Source organism: Nonomuraea fuscirosea, from assembly GCF_003001935.1.
In the GTDB taxonomy this organism is placed as follows: Bacteria; Actinomycetota; Actinomycetes; order Streptosporangiales; family Streptosporangiaceae; genus Nonomuraea; species Nonomuraea fuscirosea.
This window is the reverse complement of sequence record NZ_PVNG01000017.1, coordinates 35,349-62,274: the sequence shown is the minus strand read 5'-3', so window position 1 is coordinate 62,274 and position 26,926 is coordinate 35,349. Positions and strand designations below refer to the sequence as shown.

At 72.3% G+C, this 26,926-nt stretch carries 25 protein-coding genes; 18 read left to right on the top strand and 7 right to left on the bottom strand.

What is annotated here, in order from left to right; translation table 11 throughout:
* Nucleotides 1-52: 52 nt before the first annotated feature.
* From B0I32_RS34625 to B0I32_RS34580, 10 genes are all read left to right on the top strand, one after another.
* Nucleotides 53-988, top strand: a complete 936-nt coding sequence (locus B0I32_RS34625) for an ABC transporter permease (protein WP_219912151.1) — start codon at nucleotides 53-55, stop codon at nucleotides 986-988.
* Nucleotides 985-1,842 (top strand): ABC transporter permease, encoded by an 858-nt coding sequence (locus tag B0I32_RS34620; RefSeq protein WP_106247008.1) that lies wholly within the window; start codon nucleotides 985-987, stop codon nucleotides 1,840-1,842. Before B0I32_RS34625 ends, B0I32_RS34620 begins: the two co-directional genes overlap by 4 nt.
* Entirely contained in the window at nucleotides 1,839-2,885 is a 1,047-nt protein-coding gene (locus tag B0I32_RS34615) for an ABC transporter ATP-binding protein (RefSeq protein ID WP_106247006.1), read from the top strand. Before B0I32_RS34620 ends, B0I32_RS34615 begins: the two co-directional genes overlap by 4 nt.
* Nucleotides 2,878-3,942: an ABC transporter ATP-binding protein gene (locus tag B0I32_RS34610; protein WP_106247005.1), complete on the top strand. Its 1,065-nt coding sequence runs from the start codon at nucleotides 2,878-2,880 to the stop codon at nucleotides 3,940-3,942. The genes B0I32_RS34615 and B0I32_RS34610 overlap by 8 nt, the downstream gene beginning before the upstream one ends.
* Complete coding sequence (locus B0I32_RS34605) at nucleotides 3,939-6,233, top strand: CaiB/BaiF CoA transferase family protein (protein ID WP_106247003.1); 2,295 nt, start codon at nucleotides 3,939-3,941, stop codon at nucleotides 6,231-6,233. Before B0I32_RS34610 ends, B0I32_RS34605 begins: the two co-directional genes overlap by 4 nt.
* A 63-nt stretch (nucleotides 6,234-6,296) precedes the next feature.
* Nucleotides 6,297-7,547, top strand: coding sequence for an amidohydrolase family protein (locus tag B0I32_RS34600; RefSeq protein WP_106247001.1), 1,251 nt, complete (start codon nucleotides 6,297-6,299; stop codon nucleotides 7,545-7,547).
* On the top strand, nucleotides 7,544-8,596 hold the full coding sequence (locus B0I32_RS34595; RefSeq protein WP_146178415.1) for a peptidyl-alpha-hydroxyglycine alpha-amidating lyase family protein: 1,053 nt from the start codon (nucleotides 7,544-7,546) through the stop codon (nucleotides 8,594-8,596). The genes B0I32_RS34600 and B0I32_RS34595 overlap by 4 nt, the downstream gene beginning before the upstream one ends.
* The gene (locus tag B0I32_RS34590) at nucleotides 8,593-9,807 is read left to right on the top strand and encodes a cobalamin-independent methionine synthase II family protein (RefSeq protein ID WP_106246998.1); all 1,215 of its coding nucleotides are present in this window, start codon (nucleotides 8,593-8,595) and stop codon (nucleotides 9,805-9,807) included. Before B0I32_RS34595 ends, B0I32_RS34590 begins: the two co-directional genes overlap by 4 nt.
* A 119-nt stretch (nucleotides 9,808-9,926) precedes the next feature.
* Nucleotides 9,927-11,465, top strand: coding sequence for an ABC transporter substrate-binding protein (locus B0I32_RS34585; RefSeq protein ID WP_106246997.1), 1,539 nt, complete (start codon nucleotides 9,927-9,929; stop codon nucleotides 11,463-11,465).
* Between the two features lie 13 nt (nucleotides 11,466-11,478).
* Entirely contained in the window at nucleotides 11,479-12,384 is a 906-nt protein-coding gene (locus B0I32_RS34580; protein ID WP_106246995.1) for an SDR family NAD(P)-dependent oxidoreductase, read from the top strand.
* A 134-nt stretch (nucleotides 12,385-12,518) separates the two neighbouring features.
* Here the strand turns inward: B0I32_RS34580 and B0I32_RS34575 are convergent, their stop codons facing one another.
* The 6 genes from B0I32_RS34575 to B0I32_RS34550 are packed head-to-tail and all read right to left on the bottom strand — an operon-like array spanning nucleotide 12,519 to nucleotide 17,291.
* A complete protein-coding gene (locus B0I32_RS34575) occupies nucleotides 12,519-13,325 on the bottom strand; it encodes an amidohydrolase family protein (protein WP_106247253.1) in 807 nt (268 codons plus the stop codon).
* Complete coding sequence (locus tag B0I32_RS34570) at nucleotides 13,315-14,262, bottom strand: amidohydrolase family protein (protein ID WP_181308092.1); 948 nt, start codon at nucleotides 14,260-14,262, stop codon at nucleotides 13,315-13,317. The genes B0I32_RS34575 and B0I32_RS34570 overlap by 11 nt, the downstream gene beginning before the upstream one ends.
* Nucleotides 14,259-14,669, bottom strand: a complete 411-nt coding sequence (locus B0I32_RS34565; RefSeq protein ID WP_106246991.1) for a lipocalin-like domain-containing protein — start codon at nucleotides 14,667-14,669, stop codon at nucleotides 14,259-14,261. The genes B0I32_RS34570 and B0I32_RS34565 overlap by 4 nt, the downstream gene beginning before the upstream one ends.
* On the bottom strand, nucleotides 14,666-15,427 hold the full coding sequence (locus tag B0I32_RS34560) for an HpcH/HpaI aldolase family protein (RefSeq protein WP_106246989.1): 762 nt from the start codon (nucleotides 15,425-15,427) through the stop codon (nucleotides 14,666-14,668). Before B0I32_RS34560 ends, B0I32_RS34565 begins: the two co-directional genes overlap by 4 nt.
* Before the next feature lie 2 nt (nucleotides 15,428-15,429).
* A complete protein-coding gene (locus B0I32_RS34555; protein WP_106246988.1) occupies nucleotides 15,430-16,362 on the bottom strand; it encodes a cupin domain-containing protein in 933 nt (310 codons plus the stop codon).
* A 38-nt stretch (nucleotides 16,363-16,400) separates the two neighbouring features.
* Complete coding sequence (locus B0I32_RS34550; protein ID WP_106246986.1) at nucleotides 16,401-17,291, bottom strand: DUF6282 family protein; 891 nt, start codon at nucleotides 17,289-17,291, stop codon at nucleotides 16,401-16,403.
* Between the two features lie 135 nt (nucleotides 17,292-17,426).
* Here B0I32_RS34550 and B0I32_RS34545 point away from each other — a divergent pair, with 135 nt between their 5' ends.
* The 5 genes from B0I32_RS34545 to B0I32_RS34525 are packed head-to-tail and all read left to right on the top strand — an operon-like array spanning nucleotide 17,427 to nucleotide 22,366.
* A complete protein-coding gene (locus B0I32_RS34545) occupies nucleotides 17,427-18,221 on the top strand; it encodes a CoA-transferase subunit beta (protein ID WP_106246984.1) in 795 nt (264 codons plus the stop codon).
* A gap of 2 nt (nucleotides 18,222-18,223) precedes the next feature.
* Nucleotides 18,224-19,132: an alpha/beta fold hydrolase gene (locus tag B0I32_RS34540; protein ID WP_181308090.1), complete on the top strand. Its 909-nt coding sequence runs from the start codon at nucleotides 18,224-18,226 to the stop codon at nucleotides 19,130-19,132.
* Nucleotides 19,132-19,908, top strand: a complete 777-nt coding sequence (locus tag B0I32_RS34535) for an alpha/beta fold hydrolase (RefSeq protein ID WP_106246981.1) — start codon at nucleotides 19,132-19,134, stop codon at nucleotides 19,906-19,908. The genes B0I32_RS34540 and B0I32_RS34535 overlap by 1 nt, the downstream gene beginning before the upstream one ends.
* 14 nt (nucleotides 19,909-19,922) lie before the next feature.
* Entirely contained in the window at nucleotides 19,923-21,488 is a 1,566-nt protein-coding gene (locus B0I32_RS34530; RefSeq protein WP_106246979.1) for a class I adenylate-forming enzyme family protein, read from the top strand.
* Entirely contained in the window at nucleotides 21,485-22,366 is an 882-nt protein-coding gene (locus B0I32_RS34525) for a CoA transferase subunit A (protein WP_106246977.1), read from the top strand. Before B0I32_RS34530 ends, B0I32_RS34525 begins: the two co-directional genes overlap by 4 nt.
* A gap of 85 nt (nucleotides 22,367-22,451) precedes the next feature.
* Here the strand turns inward: B0I32_RS34525 and B0I32_RS34520 are convergent, their stop codons facing one another.
* The gene (locus tag B0I32_RS34520; RefSeq protein ID WP_106246976.1) at nucleotides 22,452-23,453 is read right to left on the bottom strand and encodes an aldo/keto reductase; all 1,002 of its coding nucleotides are present in this window, start codon (nucleotides 23,451-23,453) and stop codon (nucleotides 22,452-22,454) included.
* A gap of 135 nt (nucleotides 23,454-23,588) precedes the next feature.
* On the opposite strand from B0I32_RS34520, the gene B0I32_RS34515 reads away from it, so the two are divergent.
* The 3 genes from B0I32_RS34515 to B0I32_RS34505 all read left to right on the top strand — a co-directional run bounded on the left by B0I32_RS34515 (nucleotide 23,589) and on the right by B0I32_RS34505 (nucleotide 26,924).
* Nucleotides 23,589-25,091, top strand: coding sequence for an aldehyde dehydrogenase family protein (locus B0I32_RS34515; protein ID WP_106246974.1), 1,503 nt, complete (start codon nucleotides 23,589-23,591; stop codon nucleotides 25,089-25,091).
* A 143-nt stretch (nucleotides 25,092-25,234) separates the two neighbouring features.
* Entirely contained in the window at nucleotides 25,235-26,320 is a 1,086-nt protein-coding gene (locus B0I32_RS34510; protein ID WP_106246972.1) for a zinc-binding dehydrogenase, read from the top strand.
* Nucleotides 26,321-26,420: 100 nt separating this feature from the next.
* Nucleotides 26,421-26,924 (top strand): VOC family protein, encoded by a 504-nt coding sequence (locus tag B0I32_RS34505; protein WP_106246971.1) that lies wholly within the window; start codon nucleotides 26,421-26,423, stop codon nucleotides 26,922-26,924.
* Nucleotides 26,925-26,926 lie beyond the last annotated feature (2 nt).

The following is a 26,926-nucleotide window of genomic DNA, read 5'->3' as shown; positions in this document are numbered from 1 at the left end:
AGTGCGAACTTCGTTCCGCCCATGGTGGACGGAGGTGACGGTGAGCCCACGCATGATCATTCGCCGGCTCGGCGGCAGTCTGCTGGTCTTGTGGCTTGTGTCGATACTCACCTTCCTGCTGGTACAACTGATCCCCGGCGATCCGGCCGAGGTGATCGCGGGTGAGAACGCCACCGTGGCGGAGGTGGCCCGGATCCGCACCGAGCTCGGCCTGGACAAGCCGGTGCTGGAGCAGTACTTCAACTGGTTCACCGGCGTCCTGCACGGAGACCTCGGCCACTCGCTGTCCACCAACCGATCCGTCGTCTCGACGATCGCGGAGGCGGCGCCGGCGACGCTGGTCATCACCACGATGGCGCTCCTGGTCGCGGTCGTGATCGGCGTCTCGGCCGGGGTGGCCGCGGGGCTGACGCAGGGAAGCTGGGTGGACCGCGCGGTGTCGACGCTCGCCACGCTCGGCATCGCGATGCCGAGCTTCTGGCTGGCGATGGTGCTCGTCTCGCTGTTCGCGCTGACCAATCCCTGGCTGCCGGCGACCGGATACGTCGACATCAGGGAGGGGTTCGGGGTCTGGCTCTCGCACGTCGTCCTCCCGGCCACGGCGCTCGGGCTCGCCACCGCCGCCGAGCTCGCCAGGCACACCAGAGGGTGCGTCGCCGACGTGCTCACCCGCCCGTACGTACGCACGGCGCGAGCGCGGGGAGCCTCCGGCGCCTGGCTGGTGCGCAAGCACATCCTGCGCAACTCGGCCATCCCCGTCGTGACCGTGCTCGGCCTGCAGGCCGGACGGCTGTTCGGCGGCGTGATCGTGGTGGAGGCGGTGTTCGGGATCTCCGGCCTCGGCTCCCTGGCCATCAACTCGGTGCTGCAACGGAACTATCCGATGATCCAAGGATATGTCCTGCTCAGCGCCGTGATCGTGGTGTTGATCAACCTCATCGTGGACCTGGCCTACGGCTGGATCAACCCGAAGGTGCGTACCGCATGACCACGGCCACGCGGCGCTCCCGCCCGCTCAACGTCATCAGCGTGATCGTGCGCCGCCCGGCCAGCGCGGTCGCCGTCGGATTCGTCCTCCTCCTCGTCTTCCTCGCGGTCGCCGGGCCGCTCGTCTCGCCGCACGACCCGGAGGTCCAGGACCTGGGCAACCGGTTCGCCGGCCTCAGCTCGACGCACCTGCTGGGGACCGACGAGTTCGGCCGGGACGTGACCAGCCGGATCATCCAGGCCGCCCGCATCGCCGTCACCGCGCCGCTCATCTCGGTGGGCGTCGCGTTGCTCATCGGACTGCCGCTGGGGCTGTGGGCGGGGCTGCGCCGCGGCGTCGTGGACGCCGTCGCGGGGCGGCTGGCCGACACGATCCTGAGCCTGCCCGCGCTGGTCGGGGCGCTGGCCATCGTCGCCGTGCTCGGCCCGGGGCTGGTCAACGCCATGCTCGCGGTGGGCATCATCTTCGCGCCCGGCCTGTTCCGCGTCGTGCGCGGCGCGACGCTGGCGGTCGCGGAGGAGACCTTCGTGGAGTCGGCGGTGGCGATCGGCTCCTCCACCCGGCGCACCCTCTGGGTGCACATCCTGCCCAACATCGCCGCTCCGCTGCTGGTCCAGGTCACGATCCTGATGGGGGTCGCGCTGCTGGCCGAGGCGAGCCTGAGCTTCATCGGCCTCGGGGTCCAGCCGCCGGACGCGAGCTGGGGCTCGATGCTGAAGGCCGCGTACACCAACCAGTTCGACTCCCCCTTCTCGGTGGTGCCATCCGGGGTCGCGATGGTGCTGACCGTCCTCGCGTTCAACACGATCGGCGACTCGATCCGTGACGCCGTCGGCCTCAGGAGGCGCACATGACCCCGGGACCGGGACAGCAGAACGGCACCGGACAGCCGTCAGGCGGCGAGCCGCTGCTCTCCGTCAGAGGGCTCACCATCGACCTGCCCGGCGGCGCCGTGCAGCCGGGGCTCGTCGAGGACGTCACGTTCGACGTGCACCGGGGCCGCGCGGTCGCGCTGATCGGCGAGTCGGGCTGCGGCAAGTCGCTGACCTCCATGGCCATCCTGGGGCTGCTGCCCGCCGCCGTGCGCGTCGTCGCCGGTTCGGTCCTCTTCGACGGCGTGGACCTGCTCACCTGCACCAGGCGCCAGCTCCGCCGGGTCCGCGGCGGGCCGGTCGGCATGGTGTTCCAGGAGCCGATGAGCAGCCTCGACCCGACGATGACCGTCGGCGACCAGATCGCCGAGGTACGGCGGCTGCACCTGGGCGAGCGGCGCTCGGTGGCGCTCAAGCGGGCGGGTGAGCTGCTGGAGCGGGTCGGCATCCCGAAGGCGGACAAGAGGCTGCGTTCCTACCCGCACGAGATGAGCGGCGGCATGCAGCAGCGCGTCATGATCGCCGCCGCCATCGCCTGCGAGCCGAAGCTGCTGATCGCCGACGAGCCGACCACGGCGCTCGACGTCACGATCCAGGCCGAGATCCTCGAACTGCTGCGTGACCTGCGCCGCGACCTCGACCTGGCCGTCGTGCTGGTCACCCATGACCTCGGCGTGGTCGCGGACTTCTGCGACGACGTGGTCGTCATGTACGCCGGCCACATCGCCGAACGGACCCCCGTGGACGGACTCTTCTACGAGCCGAAGCACCCGTACTCCAGCGCTCTGCTCAGCGCCGTGCCGCAGTCGGGCCGGGCGCGGACCAACCTGACCGTCATCAAGGGGCGGGTCCCGTCGGCGGGGCACTTCCCGGCGGGCTGCCGGTTCGAGCCCCGCTGTGAGCACAGCGTCGACTCCTTCTGCGGACGGCCACAGGCCGACACCGCGCTGAGCGACGACCATCGGACGCGATGCGGCCGGGTGGCCGGCGGGGAGCTGATTCTGAAAGGGGCCGTCCGTGGCTGAGGATCAGGTGGTCGTGCGGGTGAGCGGCCTGACCAAGTCGTTCCCGCTGCGCCGCAGCCTGCTGGGCCGGACGCTGGAGAGCGTACGGGCCGTGGACGGCGTCGATCTGGAGGTCAAGGCCGGCACCACGGTCGGCATCGTCGGCGAGTCCGGGTCGGGCAAGACGACGGTCGGCCGCCTGATGGCCAGGCTGCTCACGCCGGACGGCGGAACGGTCGAGGTGGAGGGCAAGGACGTCACCCGGGCGCGCGGCCGGGAGCTGAAGGAGATGCGCGGCAGGCTCCAGGTCATCTTCCAGGACCCGTACGGCGCGCTCGACCCGACCAAGACGGTCGGCCACGCCGTCGCCGAGCCGCTGCTGGTCCACGGCCGGATCGGCCGGGGCGAGATGCGTGAGCGGGCCGCGCAGCTGCTCGGCCGGGTCACGCTGGATCCGGCGTTCGCGGACAGGTATCCGGACGAGCTGTCCGGCGGGCAGCGCCAGCGGGCCTGCATCGCCCGCGCGCTGGCGCTCTCGCCGAGTGTGCTGGTCGCCGACGAGCCGACCTCCGCGCTGGACCTGTCCACCCGCTCGGAGATCCTCAACCTGCTGCTGTCGATCCAGGAGGAGACCGGGCAGGCGCTGGTGCTGGTGTCGCACGACTTCGCCACCGTACGGCACCTGTCGCACCGGATCGCGGTGATGTACCTGGGCCGGATCGTCGAGGAGGGGCCCGCGGCGCAGATCGCGGAGAACCCGCGCCACCCGTACACCAAGGCGTTGCTGTCGGCGGTGCCCGTGCCCGATCCGGACGCGCAGCGGTCGCGGCGGCGCATCGTGCTCCACGGTGACCTGCCCGATCCGGCGAGCCCGCCGTCGGGGTGCCGTTTCCGTACGCGCTGCCCGGTCGCGCAGGACGAGTGCGCGGACCTGGACCCGCCGCTGCTGCGGATCGACGGGGAGCACAGCGTCGCGTGCGTGCTGCACCGGCCGGCACCCGCCGCGCCTTCGCCGCCGGTGCAGGACGGCGCGATGTTCGGCGAGTACTCGCCGGACCCCCGGGAGACGGCACGATGACCGGCTCCGAGGGGGTCCTGCACGGGATCAGGGTCGTCGACCTCGGCCATCACGTGGCCGGGCCGCTGGCCGCGATGCTGCTCGCCGACCAGCGGGCCGACGTCGTGCGCGTCGATCGCCCGGGGGCCGAGCCGCCGGTCGAGGACGCGTTCTTCAACCGCGGCAAACGGCGCATCACCCTCGATCTGAAGAACGGGCGGGATCTGGAGATCGCGCGTGACCTCGTCCGGCGGGCCGACGTCCTGGTCGAGAACTTCCGGCCGGGGGTGATGGACCGGCTCGGCCTGGGCTGGGCGGAGACGAGCGCGGCCAACCCGCGGCTGGTCTTCTGCTCGATGCCGGGTTTCGCCGCCGACGACCCGCGGGCCGGGGTGCCGGGCTGGGAGGGCGTCATCGCGGCCGCGACCGGCAACTGCCGGATCCGGGCGGGGCACGCGCCCGACGGCTGGGACGCCACCCGCCCGACCTATACCGCCCTTCCCGTCGCGTCGAACTTCGCCGCGTTCTGCGGGGCCTTCGCGATCGTGGCGAGCCTGACCGCCCGGCACCGGAGCGGGCGTGGTGATCGCATCGAGGTGCCGCTGTTCGACGCCATGTTCGAGGCCATCGGCGGGAGCGGCGCGTACCCGGTCGAGCGCGGGCTGCCGCCGGAGCGGGCGATCAGCAGCAACGGGAGCGGCACCTACCGCTGCGCGGACGGCCGATATGTGCAGTTCAACCCGATCGGGGCGACGACCCGTTTCCTCACCTGGTTCCTCGACGCGGCGGGGGTGACGGCCTGGGCGGGCGAAGGGCTCACCGACCGGCCCCGGCTGGATCGGGATCCTGAGCTGCGGCTGCTGCTCCAGGAGCGGCTCACCGCGCTGTTCGGCACCAGGACCGCGCGGGAGTGGGAGGACCTGGCGAACGCGGCCGGCGTGCCGCTCGCCGCGGTGCTGACCACGGACGAGTGGCTGGACAACGTCCACGCCCGTGCCGCCGGGCAGGTCGTCGAGGTCGAGGATCCGCTGCTCGGGACGACGGTGCTGCCGGGCTCGGCGGTGTGCCTGTCCGCGGCTCCCCCGCTCCGGGCACGGCCGCGCCACCTGCCCGACGCCGACCGCGCCGGCATCCTGGCGGACCTCGGCACGCCACTCCCCCAAGCGCCTCCTGCCGAGGCGGGCGACGGGCTTCCGTACGAGGGTCTGCGGGTGGTGGACCTCACCCAGATCCTGGCCGGGCCGAGCGCGGGCCGCATCCTGGCCGAGTTCGGCGCCGACGTCGTCAAGATCAACGCACCGCAGCGGCGCGTCGGCGCGCACGGCTTCGTCAACCGCGGCAAGCGGACGGCCCTCGTGGACGTGAAGTCCGGCGCGGGCCAGCGGGTCCTGTGGCGCCTCATCGACCAGGCCGACGTCCTGACCTGCAACTTCCCCGAGCGGACCGCCGAACGTTACGGCCTCGGCTACGAGCACGTACGGGCCCGCCGCCCCGGCATCGTCTACGTCTCGGTGAGCTGCTACGGGCCGGGCGGCCCGTGGACCGGCCGCAGAGGGTACGAGACCCAGGGCCAGGCCGCGACCGGCATCATGACCAGGACCGGCGGTGACGGCCGCCCGGCCGTCCTCGGCCCCTACAACCTGCTCGACTACGGCACCGGCACCCTGGCCGCCTTCGCCACCGCGCTGGGCCTCTACCACCGCGCGGTCACCGGCGAGGGCCGGCACGTGCGCACCTCCCTCACCCAGACGGGCCTCTACCAGCAGGCGAGGTACGCGATCCGCGCGGGAACCGCGACGAGCGCCGAGCCGCGCGGCCCAGAAGCACTCGGGACGGACCCGTGGCACCGCTTCTACCGGGCCGCCGACCGCTGGTTCTTCCTCGGGGCGACCCGCGCACAGCTCTCGGCGCTGCCCGCGCTCAAGCACGCCTTGGCGGCGGACGACGCGGAAGCGGCCCTGGAGGCCGTCTTCCGCGCCGGCGACGCGGCCGGGTGGGTCGAGCGTCTGACCGCGGCCGGGATGGGCGCGCACGCCGTCACGCCGCTCGCGGAGCTGATGACCGACCCGTACGTCCGCTCCCGAGGGCTGGCCGTCAGCCAGGTCTCCGAGGAGGCCGGCGAGGTGGTGATGCCCGGGATCGCCATCCGGGTCCGGCACAACCCGCCCCGCCTGGGACATCCGGTGCGCCGGCCGGGCGCCGACGGGCGGGAGGTGCTGGCCGGGATCGGGCTGGCCGACTCGGCCGACGCGCTCGAACAGGCCTGGGCCGTGCAGTTGACCGCCCTGCCAGGGGGCTGGGACCCCTTCTGACCGCGAGACGAGCAAACCGACACCACCCCCGGCTCGCCGAGCGGGACCCCGACAGGAGGACTGATGGACGACGCCCCGGCCATCCGGTGCGATCTGCTGATCGAAGGCGGACGGGTGCTCGACCCCGGCCAAGGACTCGACGGCGTCATGGACGTCGCCGTCACCGCCGGGCGGATCAGCGCGATCGGCGCGGACCTGCCGGTCGCCGAGGCGCGCCGGGTGATCGACGCGAGCGGCCCCGGCCGTTACGTCGTCCCCGGGCTGATCGACCTGCACACGCACGTCGCGCACGGCGCGATCACCCCGGGCGTGGGCATGGAGGGCTGCGACCCGGACGTCATCGGGGTCGGGTCGGGAGTGACGACGCTGGTGGACGCCGGGTCCGTCGGAGTGGCGAGCATCGGGGTCTTCTCCGCCTACATCCAGCCGAACGCCCGCACCCGCGTCATCCCGTTCCTGAACATCGGCAGCTACGCCCACACCATGCCGACCATGGTCGATGTCGGCAGCATGGACGAGATCGACCCGGTCGCCATCGCCAGATGCGTCGCCGCCAACCCCGGCCTGGTCCAGGGCATCAAGCTGCGGCTGGTCGGGCCGCTGATCGCGGAGAAGGGCAAGGACGTCGTGGCCGCGGCCAAGGCGGTGGCCCGCGAGCACGGGATGCCGCTCATGGTGCACATCGGCGACCTGTCCGCGCGCCGCCGCCCCGACCCGCACCTGCTGGAGCCGGCCACCCGGTTCGCCGTCGAGCAACTCGACGCCGGGGACATCCTCACCCACCTGTGCACCCCGAACCACGGCGGCGTGACCGACGCCGCGGACCGCATGATGCCCGCCCTGCTCGCCGCCCGCGAGCGCGGCGTCGTCCTCGACTCGGCCCTCGGCCGGGGCAACTTCGGCTACCGGGTCGCCCGCGAGCAGCGTGCGCTCGGCCTGGCCCCCGACACCATCAGCAGCGACCTGACCCTGGCCGGGCAGAGCTTCCACTCCCTGCTGGAGTGCATGGCCAAGTTCATGGCCGTCGGCTACGACCTGCCCGACGTGATCAGGATGACCACGGTGAACGCCGCCCGCGCGATCGGCGCCGCGGCCGAACTCGGCGCCGTCGCGATCGGCCGGGAGGCCGACCTGACCGTGATCGACCTGGTCGAGGGCGACTTCGCGTTCACCGACACCACGCAGGAGGTCTTCCACGGCGGCTTCGGCCTGCGGCCGGTGCACACCGTGCGGGCCGGCGCCCTGGTCCCGCCAGGGTGGGGGACGCATCCGTGGGGCTGGCTGCCCGCGCCGCGCTCCGGGGCGGCGTCATGACGGCGATCACGCGCGGGCGCGAGCGGCGCTTCGAGGTGGACGCCGGCTGGGAGCGGCTGCCCGGCGGCCTGGCCCACGCGGACGTGGCCGCGGTGGACGTGGACGCCGGCGACCGCGTCTACCTGTTCACCCGCTTCGACGGGCAGGTCATCGTGTACGAGCGCGCCGGCACGTACGTACGAAGCTGGGGAAAGGGCCTCTTCACCACCCCGCACGGCCTGACCGTCGGCCCGGACGGAAGCGTCTACTGCGTGGACGCGGGCGACCACACCGTGCGCAGGTTCACTCCCGACGGCGAACTGCTGATGACGCTGGGCACGCCAGGAGCGGCCTCGGACACCGGCTTCGTCTCCGGGCGGCCCGCGCGCGTGCACAGCGTGGAGGGCGTCCGGTACGGCGGGCCGCCGTTCAACCGGTGCACCGCTCTCGCCGTCGCGCCCGGCGGCGACCTCTACGTGACCGACGGGTACGGCAACTCCCGCGTCCACCGGTTCACCTCCGACGGCGAGCTGATCGCCTCGTGGGGCGAGCCCGGCACCGGCCCCGGCGAGTTCCACCTGCCGCACTGCCTGGACATCGCCCCGGACGGGCGGGTGTTCGTCGGCGACCGCGAGAACGACCGGATCCAGATCTTCACCCCGGACGGCACGTTCCTCGAGGAGTGGACCGACGTGCGCCGGCCGTGCGACCTCACCATCGCCCCGGACGGCTCGGTGTACGTCGTCGAACTGTGGCGGCCGGAGGACGGCAGCTCCTTCACCCGCGGGAGGGCGGAGCGGGACCAGCCCGCCCGGCTGACCGTGCTCAACCCGTACGGCGAGGTGGTCGAGCGGTGGGGCGACTCCTCGGAGCACCGCACGGAACCGGGCAACTTCATCGCCCCGCACGGGATCGCGCTGGACTCCCACGGCGACCTGTACGTCGCGGAGGTCACCTACAGCTTCGCCATCAGACCCGGCCGGGTCGCGCCCTCGTGCGGCCGGCACCAACTGCAGAAGTTCCTGCGCGTCGGCGCGGGAGCAGACACCTCGGCTAGGAGACACGCATGAGGCGCGGAAACCGGCGGATCCTCACCACACACGGCGGCAACCTGCCGCGCCCCTCCGATCTCGACCGGCTGATCGCCGGAGGGGACCGGGAGGCGATCGACGCACGCCTGCCCAGCGCCGTGGGCGAGGTGGTGGACCGGCAGCTCGCGTGCGGCCTGGACACGGTCAACGACGGCGAGTACGTCAAGGCCGCGAACATGGCCGGCTACAGCGGCTACATCCACGCCCGCGTGACCGGCTGGGAGAGGCTGCCCATCGACCCTGACCTCCCACCCAAGCGCGAGTACGTCGCGGCGCGCGACAAGGCCGACTTCCCCGGCACGTACGCCTCCGGCCTGTGGCTGGCCGGCTCCGGAGGGCCGGTCAGGCCGGGCTTCTCGACCCCCGGCGCCGTGCCCAAACTGCCGACGACCGGCCGCGTGTGCACCTCCGCGATCACCTACATCGGCCAGGACGCCATCGCGCGCGACATCGCCGCGCTCAAGAAGGCGGTGGCGGACAAAGAGGCGGCAGGCCAGGAGACAGACGGCTTCATCGCCGCGCTCGGCCCGCTCAGCCTGGGCGCGGGAGCCAGGAACGCTCATTACCCGAGCGAGGAAGAGTACATGTTCGCCGTCGCCGAGGCGCTGCGCGTGGAGTACAAGGCGATCACCGACGCCGGGCTGATCCTGCAGATCGACGAGCCGGAGTTCGCCACCACCTGGCAGTTCCACCCCACGTGGACGGTCGAGGACCTGCGGCGCTACCTGGAGTCCGCCGTCGAGATCATCAACCACAGCATCGACGGGCTGCCCGCCGAGCAGATCCGGATGCACACCTGCTGGGGCAGCGGCCACCGCCCGCACACGCAGGACATCGGGCTGGAGCACATCGCGGACCTGCTGATCAAGGTCAACGCGCAGGGCTACGCCATCGAGTCCGGAAATGTCCGGCACGCGCACGAGTGGCGGGTGTGGGAGGACGTGAAGCTGCCCGAGGGCAAGATCCTCATCCCCGGCGTGGTCAGCCACGCCACGGACCTGGTCGAGCATCCCGAGCTCATCGCCGAGAGGCTGTCCAACTTCGCCAGTGTCGTCGGGAAGGAGAACCTCCAGGCGGGGACCGACTGCGGGATCGGATCCCGGGTGGGCCACGAGGAGATCGTCTGGGCGAAGCTCTCCGCTCTCGCCGAGGGCGCCCGGCTCGCCGGTAACCGTTTGTGGGCCGGCTGACCCGCACCACCGCACCACTTACCCACCGCACCACGACCTGACGGGGCACAGTTCAGCGGCACGGCTGAAGCCAGGTCACCAACGACATCAGCTCGCTTCTGAAACATGGAGGCTAAGCCGTGAAACGAGCAGCAGTCAGATCGGCCGGCGCGATCCTCGCCACCGGCCTCGCCCTCGCCGGGTGTGGCGGCGGGACGTCCGCCCCGCAGCAGGGCGGCGGAACCGGCACCCCCGACGGCTCGGCCGTCCTGAAATGGGCCGTGCCGGGAATGCCGACCTCCTTCGACCCGCGCAAGGCGGCGCCGCTGGACCCGGTCTTCCTCGACGTGGTCTACGAGAGCCTGGTCGCCAGGAGCGCCGCCGGTGAGATCAAGCCGGGCCTGGCCACCGAGTGGAAGCTCTCGGACGGCAACAAGGTCATCACCTTCAAGCTGCGGGAGGGGGTGAAGTTCCACAACGGCGAGGAGTTCGGCGCCGACGCGGTCAAGGCGTCGCTGGAGGCGTACAAGAAGAGCGGCGCGCTGGTGACGACGCTGGCCACGCTGGACAAGGTCGATGTGGTCAGCCCGACCGAGGTGAAGCTGACCTTCACCGAGCCCGCCGGCTACATGATCAACGTACTGGCCGGCGAACCCGGCATCGTGGTCGCGCCCGGCGCGCTGGACGACCCGGACCTCGGCACCAAGCCGGTCGGCACCGGGCCGTTCCAGCTCGCCTCGTTCGCTCAGGACAAGGTCACCTTCAAGAAGTTCGACGGCTACCGGGACGCCGCCAAGACCGGCATCGGCGGCCTGGAGATGGCGGTCTACTCCGACGAGGCGACCCGGCTGCGGGCCGTGAAGTCGGGACAGGCCGACGGCACCTCGATCACCCCAGGGCAGATCAAGGAGTCGCAGGCGGCCGGCATGACGGTCATCCAGGCGCCCAACACCCAGTTCAACGCGATCCTGGTGAACACGAAGATCAAGGAGCTGGCCGACCCGAAGGTCAGGCAGGCGCTGCTGTACGCCATCGACCGCGAGTCGATCAGCAAGAGCCTGTACGCGGGCGCCTGCGCGCCGGCGGTGCAGCCGTTCCAGAACGGCTTCTGGGCGAACGTGCCCGAGCTGAACGACGTCAAGCCCTACTACGACCCGGAGAAGGCCAAGCAGCTCCTGGCCGAGGCCGGGCTGCCGAACGGCCTGGATCTGCAGGTCGAGGTCGGGCCCAACACCCAGTTCCAGACGCTGGCCCAGGCGCTGCAGGCGCAGCTGCAGAAGGTGGGGATCAGGGTCAAGATCAAGGTCCTCGAGTTCCAGCAGATGATCACCGCCCGCAGGACCGGCAACTTCTCCGCCACGGTGGCGCTGCTGCAGGCGGGACGGCCCGACCCGACCCAGTTCGTCAAGGACTTCTACACCAAGGGCGGCGCGTACAACCCCGGCGGCTACACCCTGCCGGGCGTTCCCGAGCTGCTGGCCAAGGCGCGGGTCAGTGACGTGAACGAGAAGCGGGCCGCGCCCATGCGGGAGATCATCACCAAGGTGTTCGAGGCGGGGCCGCCGGTGATCCCGGTCTGCGGCGTGACGTACGTGGCGGCCTTCCGCAAGGGCGTGACCGGGATGGAGCCGCCGGTGATGGGCGACTACGACTTCGCCTCGATCAAGATCAGCACGTGAGGGACCTGAGTAGATGAGGGAGAGGAAACCAGTGCGGCTGGACGGCAAGGTGGCGATCGTCACCGGATCAGGACGAGGGCTCGGGCACGCGTACGCGCTGGCGCTGGCCGCGGCGGGCGCCGCCGTGGTGGTCAACGACCTCGACGCGGACGTCGCCGAGAAGACCGCCGAGGAGATCAGGGGCGCGGGCGGGCAGGCCGTCGCCGAGGTGTGCGCGGTCGGCTCGGCCGAGTCGGCCGACGCGCTGGTGGGACGGGCCGTCTCCGAGTTCGGTCGGCTGGACGTGATGTGCACCAACGCCGGCGCACTGCGTGACCGGACGCTGGTCAAGGTCACGGACGAGGAGTTCGACCTCGTCGTGGACAGCCACGTGCGCGGCACCTTCACCTGCGGGCGGGCTGCGGTGCGCCGCTTCCGTGAGCAGGGCGGCGGCGGCCGGCTGATCCTGGTCGGCTCGCCGGCCGGCCAGTACGGCGGCTTCGGGCAGACCGCGTACGCCGCGTCCAAGGCGGCCATCATCGCGATGGTCCGGGTGTGGTCGGTCGAGACGGCGAAGCTGGGCGTGACCGTGAACGCGATCGTGCCCACCGCCCTGACCAGGATGGCCGCGACGATCCCGTCGCTGACCGAGGCCGTGGCCGCGGTCGAGGCCGGCGGCCCCGTCCCGGCCGACCTGCGGCGGCGCGGGATCGGCACGGTGGAGGACGTGGCGCCCCTGGTGGTCTACCTTTCCTCGGACGAGGCGGCCGGGGTCACCGGGCAGTACCTCGGCTTCGGCGGCGACAAGTTCGCGATCTGGGCGCATCCGAAGGAGGCGTTCGTGACGCATCGGGACGGCGGGTGGAGCGCGGACCAACTGGCGGAGGACTTCGCCGGGTTCGCGGAGCACCTGCAGAGCCACACGCCGCCCGGACGGTGACCACACGCTGAGGCCCACCCCGGCGCTGACGGGCCGGGGTGGGCTCAGGCGTGTCCGCGAAGTGAAGCACGCGGGCCCGGAGCGAGCCCGGCGTGGGCTCGCGCGGGATCAGCGGTGACGGCGACCGGCGCCGGTCAGTCGAAGTAGAACGCGTTCGCGGCTTGGGAGATGCGCCGGCGCAGGGCCGGGTCCGGGACGATCCGGGCGAACGACTCCACGGCGTCGCGGTAGGTGACCGGCTGCCGCGCGCCGACGAACGGCGCGTCGCTGCCCCAGAACAGGTGCTCGGGCCCGGCGGCGGCGAGCAGTGTCGCCGCGTACCCGGCCAGCGTGTCCGTGCCGACGCCGAAGCGGTAGCCCGCCGACAGCTTCACCCACACCCGGCCGGTCTCCAGGGCACGCAGCAGCGCCGCCCCCGGCTCCCCCGCGTACCCGGCGCGGCGGTCGGGGTCGCCGAAGTGGTCGACGACGATCTTCACCCCGGAGCGGACGAGCCGGTCGAGCACCGGCGGCAGCCGTTCGCCCTCGATGTTCAGCTCGACGTGCCAGCCGAGGTCCGCGACCCGGAACAGCAGCCTGCGGTAGGCCGGATCGCCGAGGTCGGGCAGCTCCGCGAGGCGCCGCCACTGGAACCGGATGCCGCGCACGCCGTCGGAGCGCATGCGTTCGAGCACGTACCGGTCCACGCCGGGCTCGACGATGACGGTGCCGCGCAGCCGGTCGTGCTCGCGCAGGGCGTCGATCGTGTAGTCGTTCAGGTCGCCGAGCAGGCTCATCGCCGAGATCACGGCGCGCCCGACGCCGTGCTCGTCCATCGTCGTCAGGAACTTCTCCACGGGCAGGTCCACGTCGGGGCGGGTCCAGGCGCGCGCCGCGAGCGGCAGCGCGCTGGTGAATAGGTGCACGTGGGCGTCCACCAGCGGCACCTCGTCATCCGGCATGTTCACCGGCCTCCGCGCCACCCTCACCGGCCTGCGGGCCGGGTTCAGCGGCCTGCGGGCCGGGTTCGCCGGTCTGCGGGAGTGGCGGGAAGCCGTAGAGTGCGGCCGCCGTCCCGCCGAGGACCAGGGCGGCGTCCCGCGCGGGCAGGCCGGCGACCGACTCCCGGGCGATCCGCGCCATGTCCGCGTACGTGCCGGCGGTCTGCGTGACGTCGGACCCCCACAGCACCCGCTCGGCGCCGAACCGGGACACCAGCCACTCCACGATCACCGGCGGCGCGACGCCGGCGGCGCTGATCCGGGCGAAGTTGAGCGTGGTCACCTTGACGTGCACCTGCGGCAGGTCGGCCAGCGCGAGCAGCCCGGCGGCGCCGGGGACGGGCTCGGCGCGGTGGGCCTCGACACTGGCGACGTGGTCGAGGACGACCGGCGTGCCGGGGAACGCGCGGGCGACCGCGGGCAGGGCGCGCAGGCTCTCGTCGCGGTTCCAGCGGTAGAGGTGCAGGCACATCGACAGGCCGAGCTCGCTCACCTGCCGCCACACCTCCAGCGCCGCCGGCCCGGCGAACCAGCCGGCGCCCGGCGTGCCGCCGTGCTGGTCGCCGCCGGGCGAGGTCAGGCGCATGGCCACGGCGCCGCGCTCGGCCCAGCGCCGCACGGTCTTCGCGGCGTCAGAAGCCCGCGCGTCGATGACGCACATGGCGCGCAGCCGGTCGGGGTGGCGGGCCGCCGCGTCCACGACGTAGCTGTTGTCGTAGCCGTACACGTGCGCGCGCTGGACCGCGACGGCGGCCGACAGCCCGTTGGCGTCCAGCGCGGCCAGCAGCCGCTCCGCGGTCATCGGGTCGTGGCGGACGGCGTCGCTGACCGTGCCGCCGGGCGGGTCGTAGGGGTAGGCCGGGTCGTCGGTCACCAGATGCGCGTGTGAGTCGATCACCGGATGCGCTCCCAGAGCAGGACGGGGGTGGGCGGCTGGCCGTCCGTCCGGTCGGCGCGCAGGGTCAGCCGGTCGCCCGCCACGACGGCCAGGCGGACCAGCTCGGTGCCGATCCAGTTGGGATAGATGCCGGCCTCCACCTGGTGCACGATGCGGTCGCCGAGCCAGGTGTAGCGTCCCGCGTACCCGCCGAAGGTCCGGACGGCGGCGAGCTTCTCCTCGTCGGTGGTCCAGCGCCAGTTCTCCGACGACAGGGGCGGGCGGTCGCCGGCCATGTACTGGACCGACATGTAGCCGTCGGGGCCGTAGATGAGCAGGCCGAGCGGGGTGTCCCCGAGCGGGCGGGCGCCCTCGCCGGGCGCCCCTTCCATGTAGTAGTCCGCCAGCCGCCAGGTGCCGACGATCACGCCGTCGCCTGCTTCCTGAACGCCTCCGTCATCGTGTGGGCCGTACGGGCGAGCATGGTCGCGTCGTTGCCCATGATCAGGAACTGGTGCCCGAGGGCCGCGGCCCGATGGGCCGACGCCGCGTCCACGCAGGCCGCCCCGCAGGGTTTGCCCGCCGCGGCGGCCGCCGTACGGGCCCGGTCGAGCGAGCTCCGCACCGTGGGGTCGTTCATGCCGACGCCCAGCGCGAGCGACAGGTCGCCGGCCCCGAGGAAGACCGCGTCCACCCCGGCCACGGCCAGGATGTCGGCGGCGGCGTCGATGGCGGCCGGGCTCTCCAGCTGCGGGATGCAGACGACGTCCTCGTTGCCGGTCCTGACGTACTCGGCGCGCGGGGTCAGCCCCCACCGGCCGGCCCGGCTGGTGCCGCCCGCCCCCCGCTGGCCGAGGGGCGGGAAGCGGGTGGCCGCGACGACGCGTTCGGCGTCGGCGGTCGAGTCCACGCGGGGCACCAGGATGCCCCTGGCTCCGGCGTCCAGGATCCGCCCGATCGTCGAGCCCTGGTGATCCGGCACGCGGACCAGCGGGTCGACGCCGTACGCCGAGGCCGCGCTGATCATCCGCGCCGTCATGGACAGGTCGAGCGGCGAGTGCTCCAGGTCGATGACCACGAAGTCGAACCCGGCGCCGGCCATGATGTCGACGCTCTCGACGGTCGCCAGTTTGATCCAGGTGCCGAGGCGCGGCGTGCGCGCCGTGGCGGTGTCGAAGAAGCCCATGCTCAGCCGACCGTGACGTGCTCGGAGGCGGGGTACTCGTCGGCGTTGAGCACCCATCCCTGCTTGGCGGAGAAGTCCGCGCGCGGCGGGCTGAAGATGTCGATGAGCAGGTGGGCGCCCTCGCCGAGGGCCTGGCTGGTGTGCACGGTGGGCGGCGGGATGATCGCGACGGCGGGGCTGGCGACGCGCACGTGGTCGTCGTCGCGCCACTGCGACAGCTTGGAGGTCCAGGGTGTGCGGACGTGATGGACGTAGTCGCCGGCGACGGTCAGCGAGCACTGCTCGAAGTCGTCGTGGTGGTGCGGCGAGAGCCGGTCGGGGTTACGCGGCCCGTTCCTGGGGTCGCCGAAGTTGACCATGAAGGCGCTGGACCGGAAGATCCGGCCGAACCGGCCCGGGTCCAGGGGATGATCGGCGTTGCGGTAGACCCGCAGGCGGTGCCCGGCGGGCGGCTCGGGCCACGGCTCCAGCAAGGCGACGCGCGGGTGCGGCTCGGCGTAGTCGTCCGCGTTGACACAGCGCGGCAGCACGTCGGCGGTCCGCACGTCGAACAGCCTGACCACCTCGGCGTCGGTGTGAGCGGTGACGGCGCTGTCGCCGGGCGGCACGATGACCACGCCCGCCCCGCTCACCTTCTGGCTGTCGGCGCCGGCCGTCACCTCGACCGTGGCGCCGTCGTGGGGCAGGACGATCACGTACTCGTGGCGCTGCTCGGCCGCGCCGCGCCGGAGGGTGTCCCCGGCGGCCAGGCGGCTGAAGGCGAGCACGAAGTTCTGGCCGCGGACGTACCAGGTCCTGCTGCCCGGCTCGCTCTCCTCGCCGGGCGGCAGCGTGAGGAACTCGTAGGTGGCGAAGGCCGCCACGGGGGCGTTCGGGTCGATCGTGGTCGTGGTGGCGGTGTTGAGCGCGGAGCGGGGGTCGCTGGGGCTGTACATGCGATGCGTCCTTCTGTTGGCCGGTCCTGGGTGAACGGTCAGTCGTCCAGGCCGAGCAGGTACGAGGGGTTGACGCGGACGATCTGTTGCAGGTCCTTCTCGGGCAGTCCGAGGTCGAGCAGCGCGGACCCGACCCTGATGAAGGAGTCGACGGGGAACGGGCGGCCGGCCTGCCCGAGGTCGGAGGCGAGGACGGTGTGCTCGGGCCCCACCTGCTCGATCCAGTCCATCAGCACCTCGGGGCCCCACTTCTTCTGGGCGACCTCGGGGTCGTACATGCTGGTCTCGTGCTCGATGTAGGCGCCGAGCTCGACGAACTCGCGGCACTGGGCGGGATCGGAGCCGATCACGAAGTTCGGGTGGCCGACCACCATGCGCCGCACGCCCGCCTCGCGCGCGGTGGTGAACACCTCCCGGATGTCGTCGGGGGCCATGTGCCCGGCCGACAGCAGCGCCCCGGTCTCGGCGATGATCTCGATCACCCGGCCGACCTCGGGGATCAGCGCGCCGTCGGGGCCGCGGACGTCCACCTGGGTCATGGTCAGCGGGACCGTCGGCTTGGGGAAACCGCCACCCGCGTTGTGATGGTCGATGTGGGCGCTGGAGGAGATGGTGGGGAACCACACGCACCGGCCGCCCATGCGCAGCGACATCTCCACCGCGTACGGGTTGATGCCGCCGACCTGGGCGTTCAACGCGATGCCGCCGTACACGGCGGTGCTCACGCCGGCCAGCCGGTCGGCCATCGCGAGCAGGTCCATCACGGTGTTGTGGTGGTGGGACTTGGCGAGGAAGGCCCGCATCCCCAGGCGTTCGCCGTCGCGGGCGGCCTCGACGTGGTCGAAGCGGCGCGGCAGCGGGTTGGGCCCGGAGTGGCAGTGCAGGTCCACCAGGCCGTGCAGGACGCGCTCGATGGCGGGTCGGGTCATGGTTGTTCCTCCTGCGCGGCCACGGGTGCGGCGACCCTTGACATGGACCCCGCCGCGAGAGCATTGTTACAAATTACGGACTTACTGTACGATAATTGCGAATCGATGGTCTGACAAGAAGTAAGAGGGGGCCACGTGCCGGAGCCGAGCTACACCTGGGCCGAGATGATGGCGATCTCCATCTCGCACGAGATGCAGGACGGCGACTTCGGCTCCGTGGGCGCCGCGTCGCACATCCCCGCCGCCGCGCTGCGCCTGGCGCAGCTCACCCACGCGCCCAACCTGTCCTTCTTCTGCGGTGGCAGCGGCGCGATGAACCCCAAGATCCAGCGGCTGACCGAGTCGTCGGCCGACTACCGCAACCTGGTGACCAGTGAGTATCACTTCAGCCTCGACGACGTGGTGGACTTCGAGACCGCGATGCGCTTCGACTTCGCGTTCCTCGGCGGCATGCAGATAGACAAGCACGGCAACCTGAACATGGCCATGATCGGCGACTGGGACAAGCCGAAGGTCCGCGGGCCGGGCACGATCGGCCTGATCTTCCTCGGCGGCTTCAAGACCAGCTACATCTACACCGAGCACCACTCGCCGAAGATCTTCGTCGACAAGGTCGACTTCATCAGCGGCGCCGGCTGGCTCGACGGCGGCGACGCCCGCGGCAAGGTCTTCCGCCCGGAGTCCGACGGGCCGCGCCGGGTGTTCACCCCGCTGGGCGTCTTCGACTTCGAGCCGGAGAGCAAGCGGATGCGGCTGATCAAGGTCCATCCGTGGACGAGCGTGGCGAAGATCCAGGCGGCGACCGGGTTCGAGCTGCTGATCGCCGACGACCTGCAGATCGTCGAGGCGCCGGACGAGCACGAGCTCGACCTGCTCAGAACGCAGGTCGATCGCGAGGGCGTGCTGCGCCGCTACCCGTCCGCGGCCTGAGCGTGGGCTCCCCTCGCGGGTGGGCCGATCGGTACGTCCTCGCCGACGGCGTCACCACCCACTACCTAGAGGCCGGGGACGGGCCGCCGCTGGTCCTCCTGCACGGCGGCGAGTACGGCGCCTCGGCCCTGCTCGCCTGGGAGAACTGCATCGAGGCGCTGGCCGAGCGGCACCGGGTGCTGGCGATCGACTTCGTCGGCTTCGGCCTCAGCGACAAGCTGCGCGACTTCGGCGGCGGCCAGCGGCGGCTCATGCGGCGGCAGATCGCCGCGGTGCTGCGCACGCTCCGCGTCGAGCAGGCGGTCTTCATCGGCACGTCGCTCAGCGGCCGGATGCTGCTCGACCTCGCCAACCGGTCATCGGCGGAGTGGCCGATCCAGGCGATGGCCGTGGTCGGCACCGGCCTGGCCGCTCCCGTGGAGGCGGCCCGCCTGACGCTGGAGCGGTTCGACGGCACCCTCGACGGCCTGCGGCCCTCCATGGACGTGCTCTTCCACGACCCGCGCTGGCGGGACAGCGAGGACTACCTGCGCCGCCGCCATGAGTCCTGCATGGTCCCCGGCGCGTGGGAGACCGCCGCGGCGGCGAGCCTGCGCGCTCCCGGGCGGGACGGCGGCGAGCGGCGCTCGCACGTCCGCCCGCCCGCCCGCGACTACGGCGGCGTCGCCGTGCCCACCCTGCTCGTCCGGGGCGAGCACGACCGGCTGGTGCCCCAGCAGACGTGGCGGGAGCTGGCCGCGCAGATCCCCGGCGCGCGTACGGTGACGATCGGCGGCAGCGGCCACTACCCCCAGATCGAGCGGGCCGGCGCGTTCCTGGACGCGGTGCTGGACTTCCTCAAGGACCCGACCCCCGACGACACGACCCTCAAGGACGCGCCGCTCAAGGGCGCGGGCGGAGGCGAGGCGTGATGGGCGAGGTGCACCTCGAAGCCGGCGGCGACGGGCCCGCGGTGCTGTTCCTGCACGGTTCGGGCGCCTCGGGAGCCGTCTGGAGGCCGGTGCTGAACGAGCTGCGCGAGCGCCGCACCCGCTGCCGGTGGCTGGTGGCCGACCTGCCGGGGCACGGCCGCTCGGCCCACCGCCAGGACTACTCCCCCGGCGGTTACGCCGGCCCCGTGGCCAAGGCGCTCACCGGCCTGCTGCCGGACGGCTCCCCGCTGACCGTCGTCGGGCACTCGCTCGGCGGGCTGGTCGGGATGACCCTCGCGGACGGCACCCGCGGCGTCGCCGTCGCGTCCCTGGCCGTGGTCGCGATGAAGGTGGCCTGGACGGAGGAGGAGCTGTCCCGGCGCTCCGCACTGGCCGCCAAGCCGCCACGGATCTTCGGCGACGAGGAGCAGGCACGCGAGCTGTTCGGCCGGGTGTCGGGGGTGCGCGGGCCCGCGTTCACCGACGAGGACCGTGACAGCGGGATCATCCGCCAGAACGGCGGCCACCGGCTGTCGGCGGACCCCGCCATCACCCGCGCCGCCCCCGCCACCGGCCCCGAGCTGGCCGCCCGCATGAGCCGGGTGACCTGCCCGGCCGAGCTGGCCTGCGGCGACCAGGATCCCGGCATCGACCCGGCTGACATGGCCGAGGTCCTCGGCCGCCCGGTCACCGTGCTGCCCGGCGCGGGGCACAACGTCCACATCGAACGCCCCGGCCTGGTCGCCGACCTGGTCGAGCGGGCACTCGGCCGCTGACGAACGGAACCCTCATGCGAATCGAGAGACTGCTGCGGCAGAACGCGGTGCGCCGCGGCCCGATGACCGCCGTCATCTGCGAGCAGACCCAATTGTCCTGGGCCGAGCTGGACGTCGAGTCCAACCGCCTGGCCAACGCGCTGATCGCCCTCGGGTACCGCGCCCAGGAGCGGATCGCGCTGGTGCTGTCCAACTGCCACCACATCGTGACGGCCTTCCACGGCGCGTGGAAGGCCAACCTGGTCACCGTCGGGATCAACACCCGGCTGACCGCGCCCGAGATCGCCAGGATCCTCACCCACTCGGGCGCCTCCCTGATCGTCTGCGACACACCGGCCGCGGTCGAGGCCGCGCGCACGGTGCCCGGCGTCCGCGGCGTCTACACCGTCGGCCTGGACGGTGCATCGTTCACCGACCTGGTCGCCTCGGGCGCCCCTGACGAGGTGCCGGAGACCGGCACCGGCGACGAGCTGCGCTCGCTGCGCTACACCAGCGGCACCACCGGCGCGTCCAAGGGCTGCATGGCCACACACGACCAGCAGGTAGCCAGCACGGCCAACTACCTGTGCGAGGTGAACGTCCCGCGCGGCGGCCCCACCTGGATCTCGGTGCCGCTGACCCTCGGAGTCGGCGCGTCCTTCGTGACGACCACCGCCTACCTGGGCGTCCCGCTGCTGCTGCGCCGGCGGTTCGACGCGGCCGGCTTCGTGGACGACGTCGGCAGGTACGGGGTCGAGCACGCGTTCCTGGTGCCCACGATGCTGGTCGACCTCGTCCGGGCGCTGCCCGAGCTCGACCTGACCCGCGCGAGCCCGCTCAAGCTGGTGGGCTACGGCGGCGCGTCGGTGTCGTGGAGCCTGATCCGCTCCCTGGCCGAGGCGCTGGACCTGGAGTTCTACCACGCGTTCGGCGCGACGGAGGCGGGCGGCTTCGTCGCGCTGCTCACCCCCGACGACCACCGCAACTTCCTGCGGACCGAGACCGCCTCGATCGTCCCGGTCGGCCGTCCTGCCGCGTTCGCCGACGTCAAGATCTTCGACGCGGAGGACAAGGAGGTGGCCGTCAGGGAGACCGGCGAGATGCGGATCCGGGCGGCCAGCGTGTTCTCCGGCTACTGGAGCCAGCCCGAGGCGACCCGCGCCGTGCTCAAGGACGGCTGGCTCCGGCTCGGCGACATGGCCTGGCGCGACGAGCGCGGCTACATCTACCTCGCCGACCGGGCGCAGGGCGTCATCCGCTCGGGCGCGCAGAACGTGTACGCCGGCGAGGTCGAGGCGGTGCTGCAGGCCTGCCCGGGCGTCGAGCGCGCGGCCGTGATCGGCGTCCCGCACGAGCGGTTCGGGGAGTCGGTGAAGGCGCTGGTGCAGCGGGTGCCCGGCGCGGACCTGACCGAGCGGCAGGTCCTCGACTACTGCGCCGAGCGGCTGGCCGGGTACAAGCGGCCGCGCGAGGTGGAGTTCGTGACCGGGCTGCCGGTCGACGAGGGCGGCAAGATCAGAAGGGCCGAGCTCAAGCGCGTCACCGGTACGCGCCCGCTCGGTGAGGTGACGACCAGCGAGGGTGAGGGACTCAGGCGATGAGCGCGAGCAAGGTGACGACCCCGGAGGAGGCGGTCGCCGGCATCCCGGACGGAGCCACGATCGCGCTGGGCGGCGTGCACTCGCACAACGGCCCGATGGCGCTGGTCAACGCGCTGATCCGACGCGGGGTGAAGGACCTGGAGCTGATCCCGACGCCGAGCGCCGGCCCGCCGGTGGACATGCTCATCGCGGCCGGCTGCGTGCGGCGGCTGCACGTGTCGTACGTGGGGCTGGAGTTCCTCGGCATGGCGCCGAACTACCGGCGGGCCGCCGAGAGCAAGGCCATCGAGATCGTCGAGGCGGACGAGGCGTGGATCGTGTACGGCTTCCGCGCGGGGGCCAGCAGGCTGCCGTTCCTGCCGCTGCCCGCGCTCTACGAGGGCACCGACCTGCCCAAGGTCAACGACGGCATCAGGACCACGACCGACCCGTACACCGGGAACACCGTGACCACGATCCCCGCCCTGCGCGCGGACTACGGCCTGTTCCACGCCCAGGTCACCGATCGGAAGGGCAACGCGCAGATCTTCGGCCAGCGGCGGTTCGAGGACGTGATGGCCAAGGCGAGCGACCACGTCGTCATCAGCTCGGACGAGATCCTGGACGAGTACGCCCCGGCCCCCGATCCGCGCCTGGTGTCCATCCCCGGCGCGATCGTCGAGAGCGTCGCCCACGCGCCCTACGGCTCGCACCCGCTGTCCTCGCCGGGACACTACGGCTACGACCGGGAGCAGCTCGTGGAGTACCGGGACCTCGCGGCCCAGGACCGGACCAAGGAGTACCTGGAGAAGTACGTGTACTCGGTGGACGACCACCTGGGCTATCTGGACAAGCTGGGCGCCCGGCGGCTGCTGGGGCTCCAGCAGACGTTTCGCTGAGCCCCGGAGAGAGCTGAGCCCCAGAGAGCTGTGCCCCTGATCGGCGGCTGTGACCGGCGATCGGGGGCTCCTCCCACCAGGCGACCTACCAGGCGTAGGCCTCCGGCGCCGGTCCCGGGCCGGGGAAGACGGCGTCCAGCCGTTCCAGCGTCTTGTCGTCCAGGCTCACCTCGAAGGCGCGGGTGGCGGCGTCGAGCTGCGCCAGCGTTCGCGGCCCGATGATCGGCGCGGTCACGCCTGGCCGGCTCAGCAGCCAGGCCATGGCGACGTCCGCCGGGCTGTGGCCCAGTTCGTCGCACAGGTCCTCGTACTCCTGGATCTGGGCGCGGTGGCGGTCCAGCTTGATCAGCCGCTTGCCGCGGTGCGTGGCCACCTTCGCGCCGGGCAGCGGTGTGCCCATCGCGTTCTCCCGCTCCTTGCGCAGGATGCCGCCGAGCAGGCCGGCGTCGAGCGGCGACCACGGCATGAAGCCGACGCCGTAGTGCGCGCAGGCGGGCAGGACCTCCAGCTCGGCGGTGCGTTCGAGCAGGTTGTAGATGGTCTGCTCGCTGACCAGGCCAGTGTGGCCGCGCCGGGCGGCCCTCTCCTGCCCGCCGGCGATGTGCCAGCCGGGATGGTTGGACGAGCCCACGTAGACGATCTTGCCCTGGGTCTTGAGCACGTCCATCGCCTCCCAGATCTCCTCCCAGGGGGTCGATCTGTCGATGTGGTGCATCTGGTAGAGGTCGATGTGGTCCGTCTTCAGCCGCCGCAGCGACGCCTCGCAGGCGCGCCGGATGTGCAGCGCGGACAGGCCCGCGTCGTTCGGCCACGTGGATATGCGGCCGTAGAGCTTGGTGGCCAGCACGGTGCGCTCGCGGCGTCCTCCGCCGGTGGCCAGCCAGCGGCCGATGATCTGCTCGGTCAGGCCCTCGCCGAACTGCCAGCCGTACACGTCGGACGTGTCGATCAGGTTGATGCCCAGCTCGTGGGCGCGATCCATGATCGCGAACGCGTCCTCCTCGGTCGTCTGCGTGCCGAAGTTGTCCGTGCCGAGGACAAGCCGGCTGACCGTCAGGCCGCTGCGGCCGAGGTTCGTGAATTCCACGAGGGGTCTCCTGACGTTAGGAGTTCCATTTATCGGACGATGAGTCCTATATGTGAATACTGATGGTAGCGTTGGCGCGTAGGCGAGGTAAAGAGTGCCGGCCCTTCGCGCGGGCACTGCCAAGGAGGTCGCTCCATGAGCCCGGACCTGTCCGAACACATCGCCGTCGCCGACCTCCCGCCGGCGCACGGCTTCCTCGCCGGAGCCCTGCGCGGTGGCGGCGGGCCCGAGTTCACGACCCGCCACCCCGGTGACGGCTCGGTGCTCGCGACGGTCGAGGCCGCCACGGACGCCTTCGTGGACGAGGCCGTGGCCGGCGCCGTCGCGGCCCAGCCGGACTGGGCCCGCACCTCACCGCACGAGCGGGCGCGCATTCTGCGCGCGGCGGCCGACCTCATCGAGGCGCGGGCTGGGCGGCTGGTCCACCTCGTCGCGCTGGACAACGGCAAGACGCTCGCCGAGGCGTGCGGGGACGTCTTCGTCGCGGCGGCCCACCTGCGCGCGGCGGCCGGATGGGCGGCCACGCTCGAAGGCGTCACGCTGCCGGCCGACGGGTCCACCCTGCGGATGACCTTCCGCGAGCCGGTGGGGGTGGTGGCGGCGGTCATCCCGTTCAACACCACGTTCATGTTCGCGGCGCAGAAGGCGGGGCCGGCGCTGGCCGCGGGCAACGCGATCGTGATCAAGGCGCCCGAGCTGAGCCCGCTGGCGGCGCCCGTCTTCGCCGAGCTCCTCACGGCCGCCGAGCTGCCCGCCGGGCTGGTCCAGGTGGTGCAGGGCGCGGGCGAGGTCGGCCGCAGGCTGGTCGAGCATCCCGGGGTGAGCATGGTGTCGTTCACCGGCAGCACGGCGGTCGGCCGGCAGGTGATGGGCTCGGCGGCGTACGGGATGAAGCGCGTGCTGCTGGAGCTGGGCGGCAAGTCGGCGAACATCGTCTACGCCGACGCGGACCTCGATGCCGCCCTGCACGCCGCCGTCGGCGGCGTCTTCCGCAACGCCGGGCAGCGCTGTTTCTCCGGCTCGCGGCTGCTGGTCGAGGAGCCGGTCGCCGACGCGTTCACGGCGCGGGTCGTCGAGGTGGCGCGCTCGATCAGGGTCGGCGACCCGTTCGCGGCCGACACCCAGCTCGGCGCGCTCATCTCGGCCGAGGAGGCCGCCAGGGTGCGGGGGATGATCGACAAGGCGGTGGGCCAGGGCGCCCGGGTCCTGACCGGCGGGGACGCGCCGCCCGGCGTGCACCCCGGCGGCGCCTTCGTCGCGCCGGCCGTGCTGGAGATCCCCGCCGGGCTGCCGCGCGTGCCCGACATCGTCTACGACGAGGTCTTCGGGCCGGTGCTGACCGTGCAGCGCTTCAGCGGCGCGCGGCAGGCGGTCGAGCTGGCCAACGACTCGCCGTTCGGGCTGGTGGGCGGCTGCTGGACCCGCGACCTGGACCGGGCGCTGACCACCGCCAGAGCCGTGCGCTCCGGCTACTTCTGGATCAACTCCTACGGGGCGCTGGCGCTGGACGCCCCGATCGGCGGCGTCGGCCTGTCAGGGGTGGGCCGGGAGCTCGGCCGGGTGGGCCACGAGGCCTACACGGAGCTCAAGACGGTGATCGTGGACACCGCCGCTGCGGACGCACCCCGCTGGTACTGACCTCAACCCCGCTCCCGCCCTGGCACCGATCCGCCGACCTGAACCCCGCCTCCGCCCTCACCCGATCCGCCGACCCGCACCCCGCTTCCGCCCCCCTGACCCGCATCCCGCTTCCGTCCCCGCACCGATCTGAGGAGTGGCCCATGTCCGCGCACTACCGAGGCGCCGTCGTCCGGCGGCCGCACGGCCCGCTGAGCTTCGAGGACATCCCGCTGCGCGCGCCGGCCGGCGACGAGGTGCTGATCAGGGTGACCGCCTGCGGGCTGTGCCACAGCGACGTGCACTTCATGCACGGCACGTCGGGGACGGACTTCCCGTACCTGGTCGGGCACGAGGTGGCCGGCGTGATCGAGGCCCTGGGACCGGACGCGGCGGGCGTCGCCGTCGGGGACACCGTGGTCGTCGCGCCCATGGTGGCCTGCGGGGAGTGCCGGCACTGCCGGGCGGGACGGCCCGAGGCGTGCCCGTCGAGGCTGCCGCGCCGGCCGAAGGTCGGACTCGGCGACGGCGTCGCCGCGACCCCCGTGCTCGGCGTCGGCGGCCTGGCCGAACGGGTCATCGTGCCCGCCAGGCAGGCGATCGCCATCGACCCGAGGGTCCCGCCGAAGATCGCCGCGCTGCTCGGCTGCGGCGTGCCCAGCGGGTTCGGCGCCGCCGTCAACACCGCGCAGGTCGGCCCGGCCGACGACGTGGTGGTGATCGGGTGCGGCGGCGTGGGCGTCGCGGCCGTCGCCGGAGCCGTGTACGCGGGGGCGCGGCGGGTCATCGCCGTGGACACCAACCCGGACAAGCTCGCCGCCGCCGAGCGCTTCGGCGCCACCCACGTGATCGACGCGTTCGGCGAGGACCCGGTCGAACGGGTGCGGGAGCTGACCGGCGGCGCGGGCGCGGACGTCGTCCTGGACGCGGTCGGCGGCCCCGCCACCTTCGCCACGGCCGACGCGCTGCGGGCCCCCGGCTCGCGGCTGGTGGTCGTCGGCGCGCCCCGGCAGGGCGACACGGTCGAGCTGCCGCTGCGGCGGCTGTTCCTGAACGGGGGCTCGATCAGGGTCTCCATCTGGGGAGACTGCGTCGCCTCCAGGGACCTGCCGCTCCTGGCGGGCCTCTACCTGGACGGCCGGCTTCCGCTGGACGAGTACGTCTCCGGATCGTTCGGCATGACCGACGCGCAGGAGGGCTACGACCGGCTGCTGGCCGGAAAGGCGCTGCGCATCGTCCTGGTCATCTGAACGCCCGATCGTCCGGACAGTTGACAAGCGGACATCTACCGCCCGACAATCAACTCAAATTTCGGACTGTTTGTCCGATAATTGACACAGACAGGATCAGATGATGGCCACAGCCGATCTCCGCACTCCGCGCTCGCTCAACCACATCGCCTATCCGACCTGGAACTCCCAAGCGACGCACGACTTCTACACCGAGGTGCTGAAGTGTGAGCTGCTCACCGCGATCCAGCTCGACGAGGTCCCGTCGAACGGCGCCAAGACGCCGTACCTGCACACCTTCTTCGGCCTGGGCGACGGGAGCGCCATCGCCTTCTTCGAGGTCGACGACATGCCCGACCCGGGCCCCGACTCGGTGCCGTCGTGGGTGCGGCACATCGCGCTCAACGTCGACTCGATGGAGGAGCTGCACGAGTGGAAGGCGCACTTCGCCGCCAAGGGCGTGGAGAGCGTGGGCATCGTCGACCATGACGGCGTCTGGGAGTCGCTGTACATCTTCGACCCCAACGGCGTGCGGATCGAGCTCACGTACCAGACCCGCGAGCTGACCGCCGACGACGCGAGAGCGGGCGCCGAGACGCTGCGGAAGTGGACCTCACGCGGGTAGCG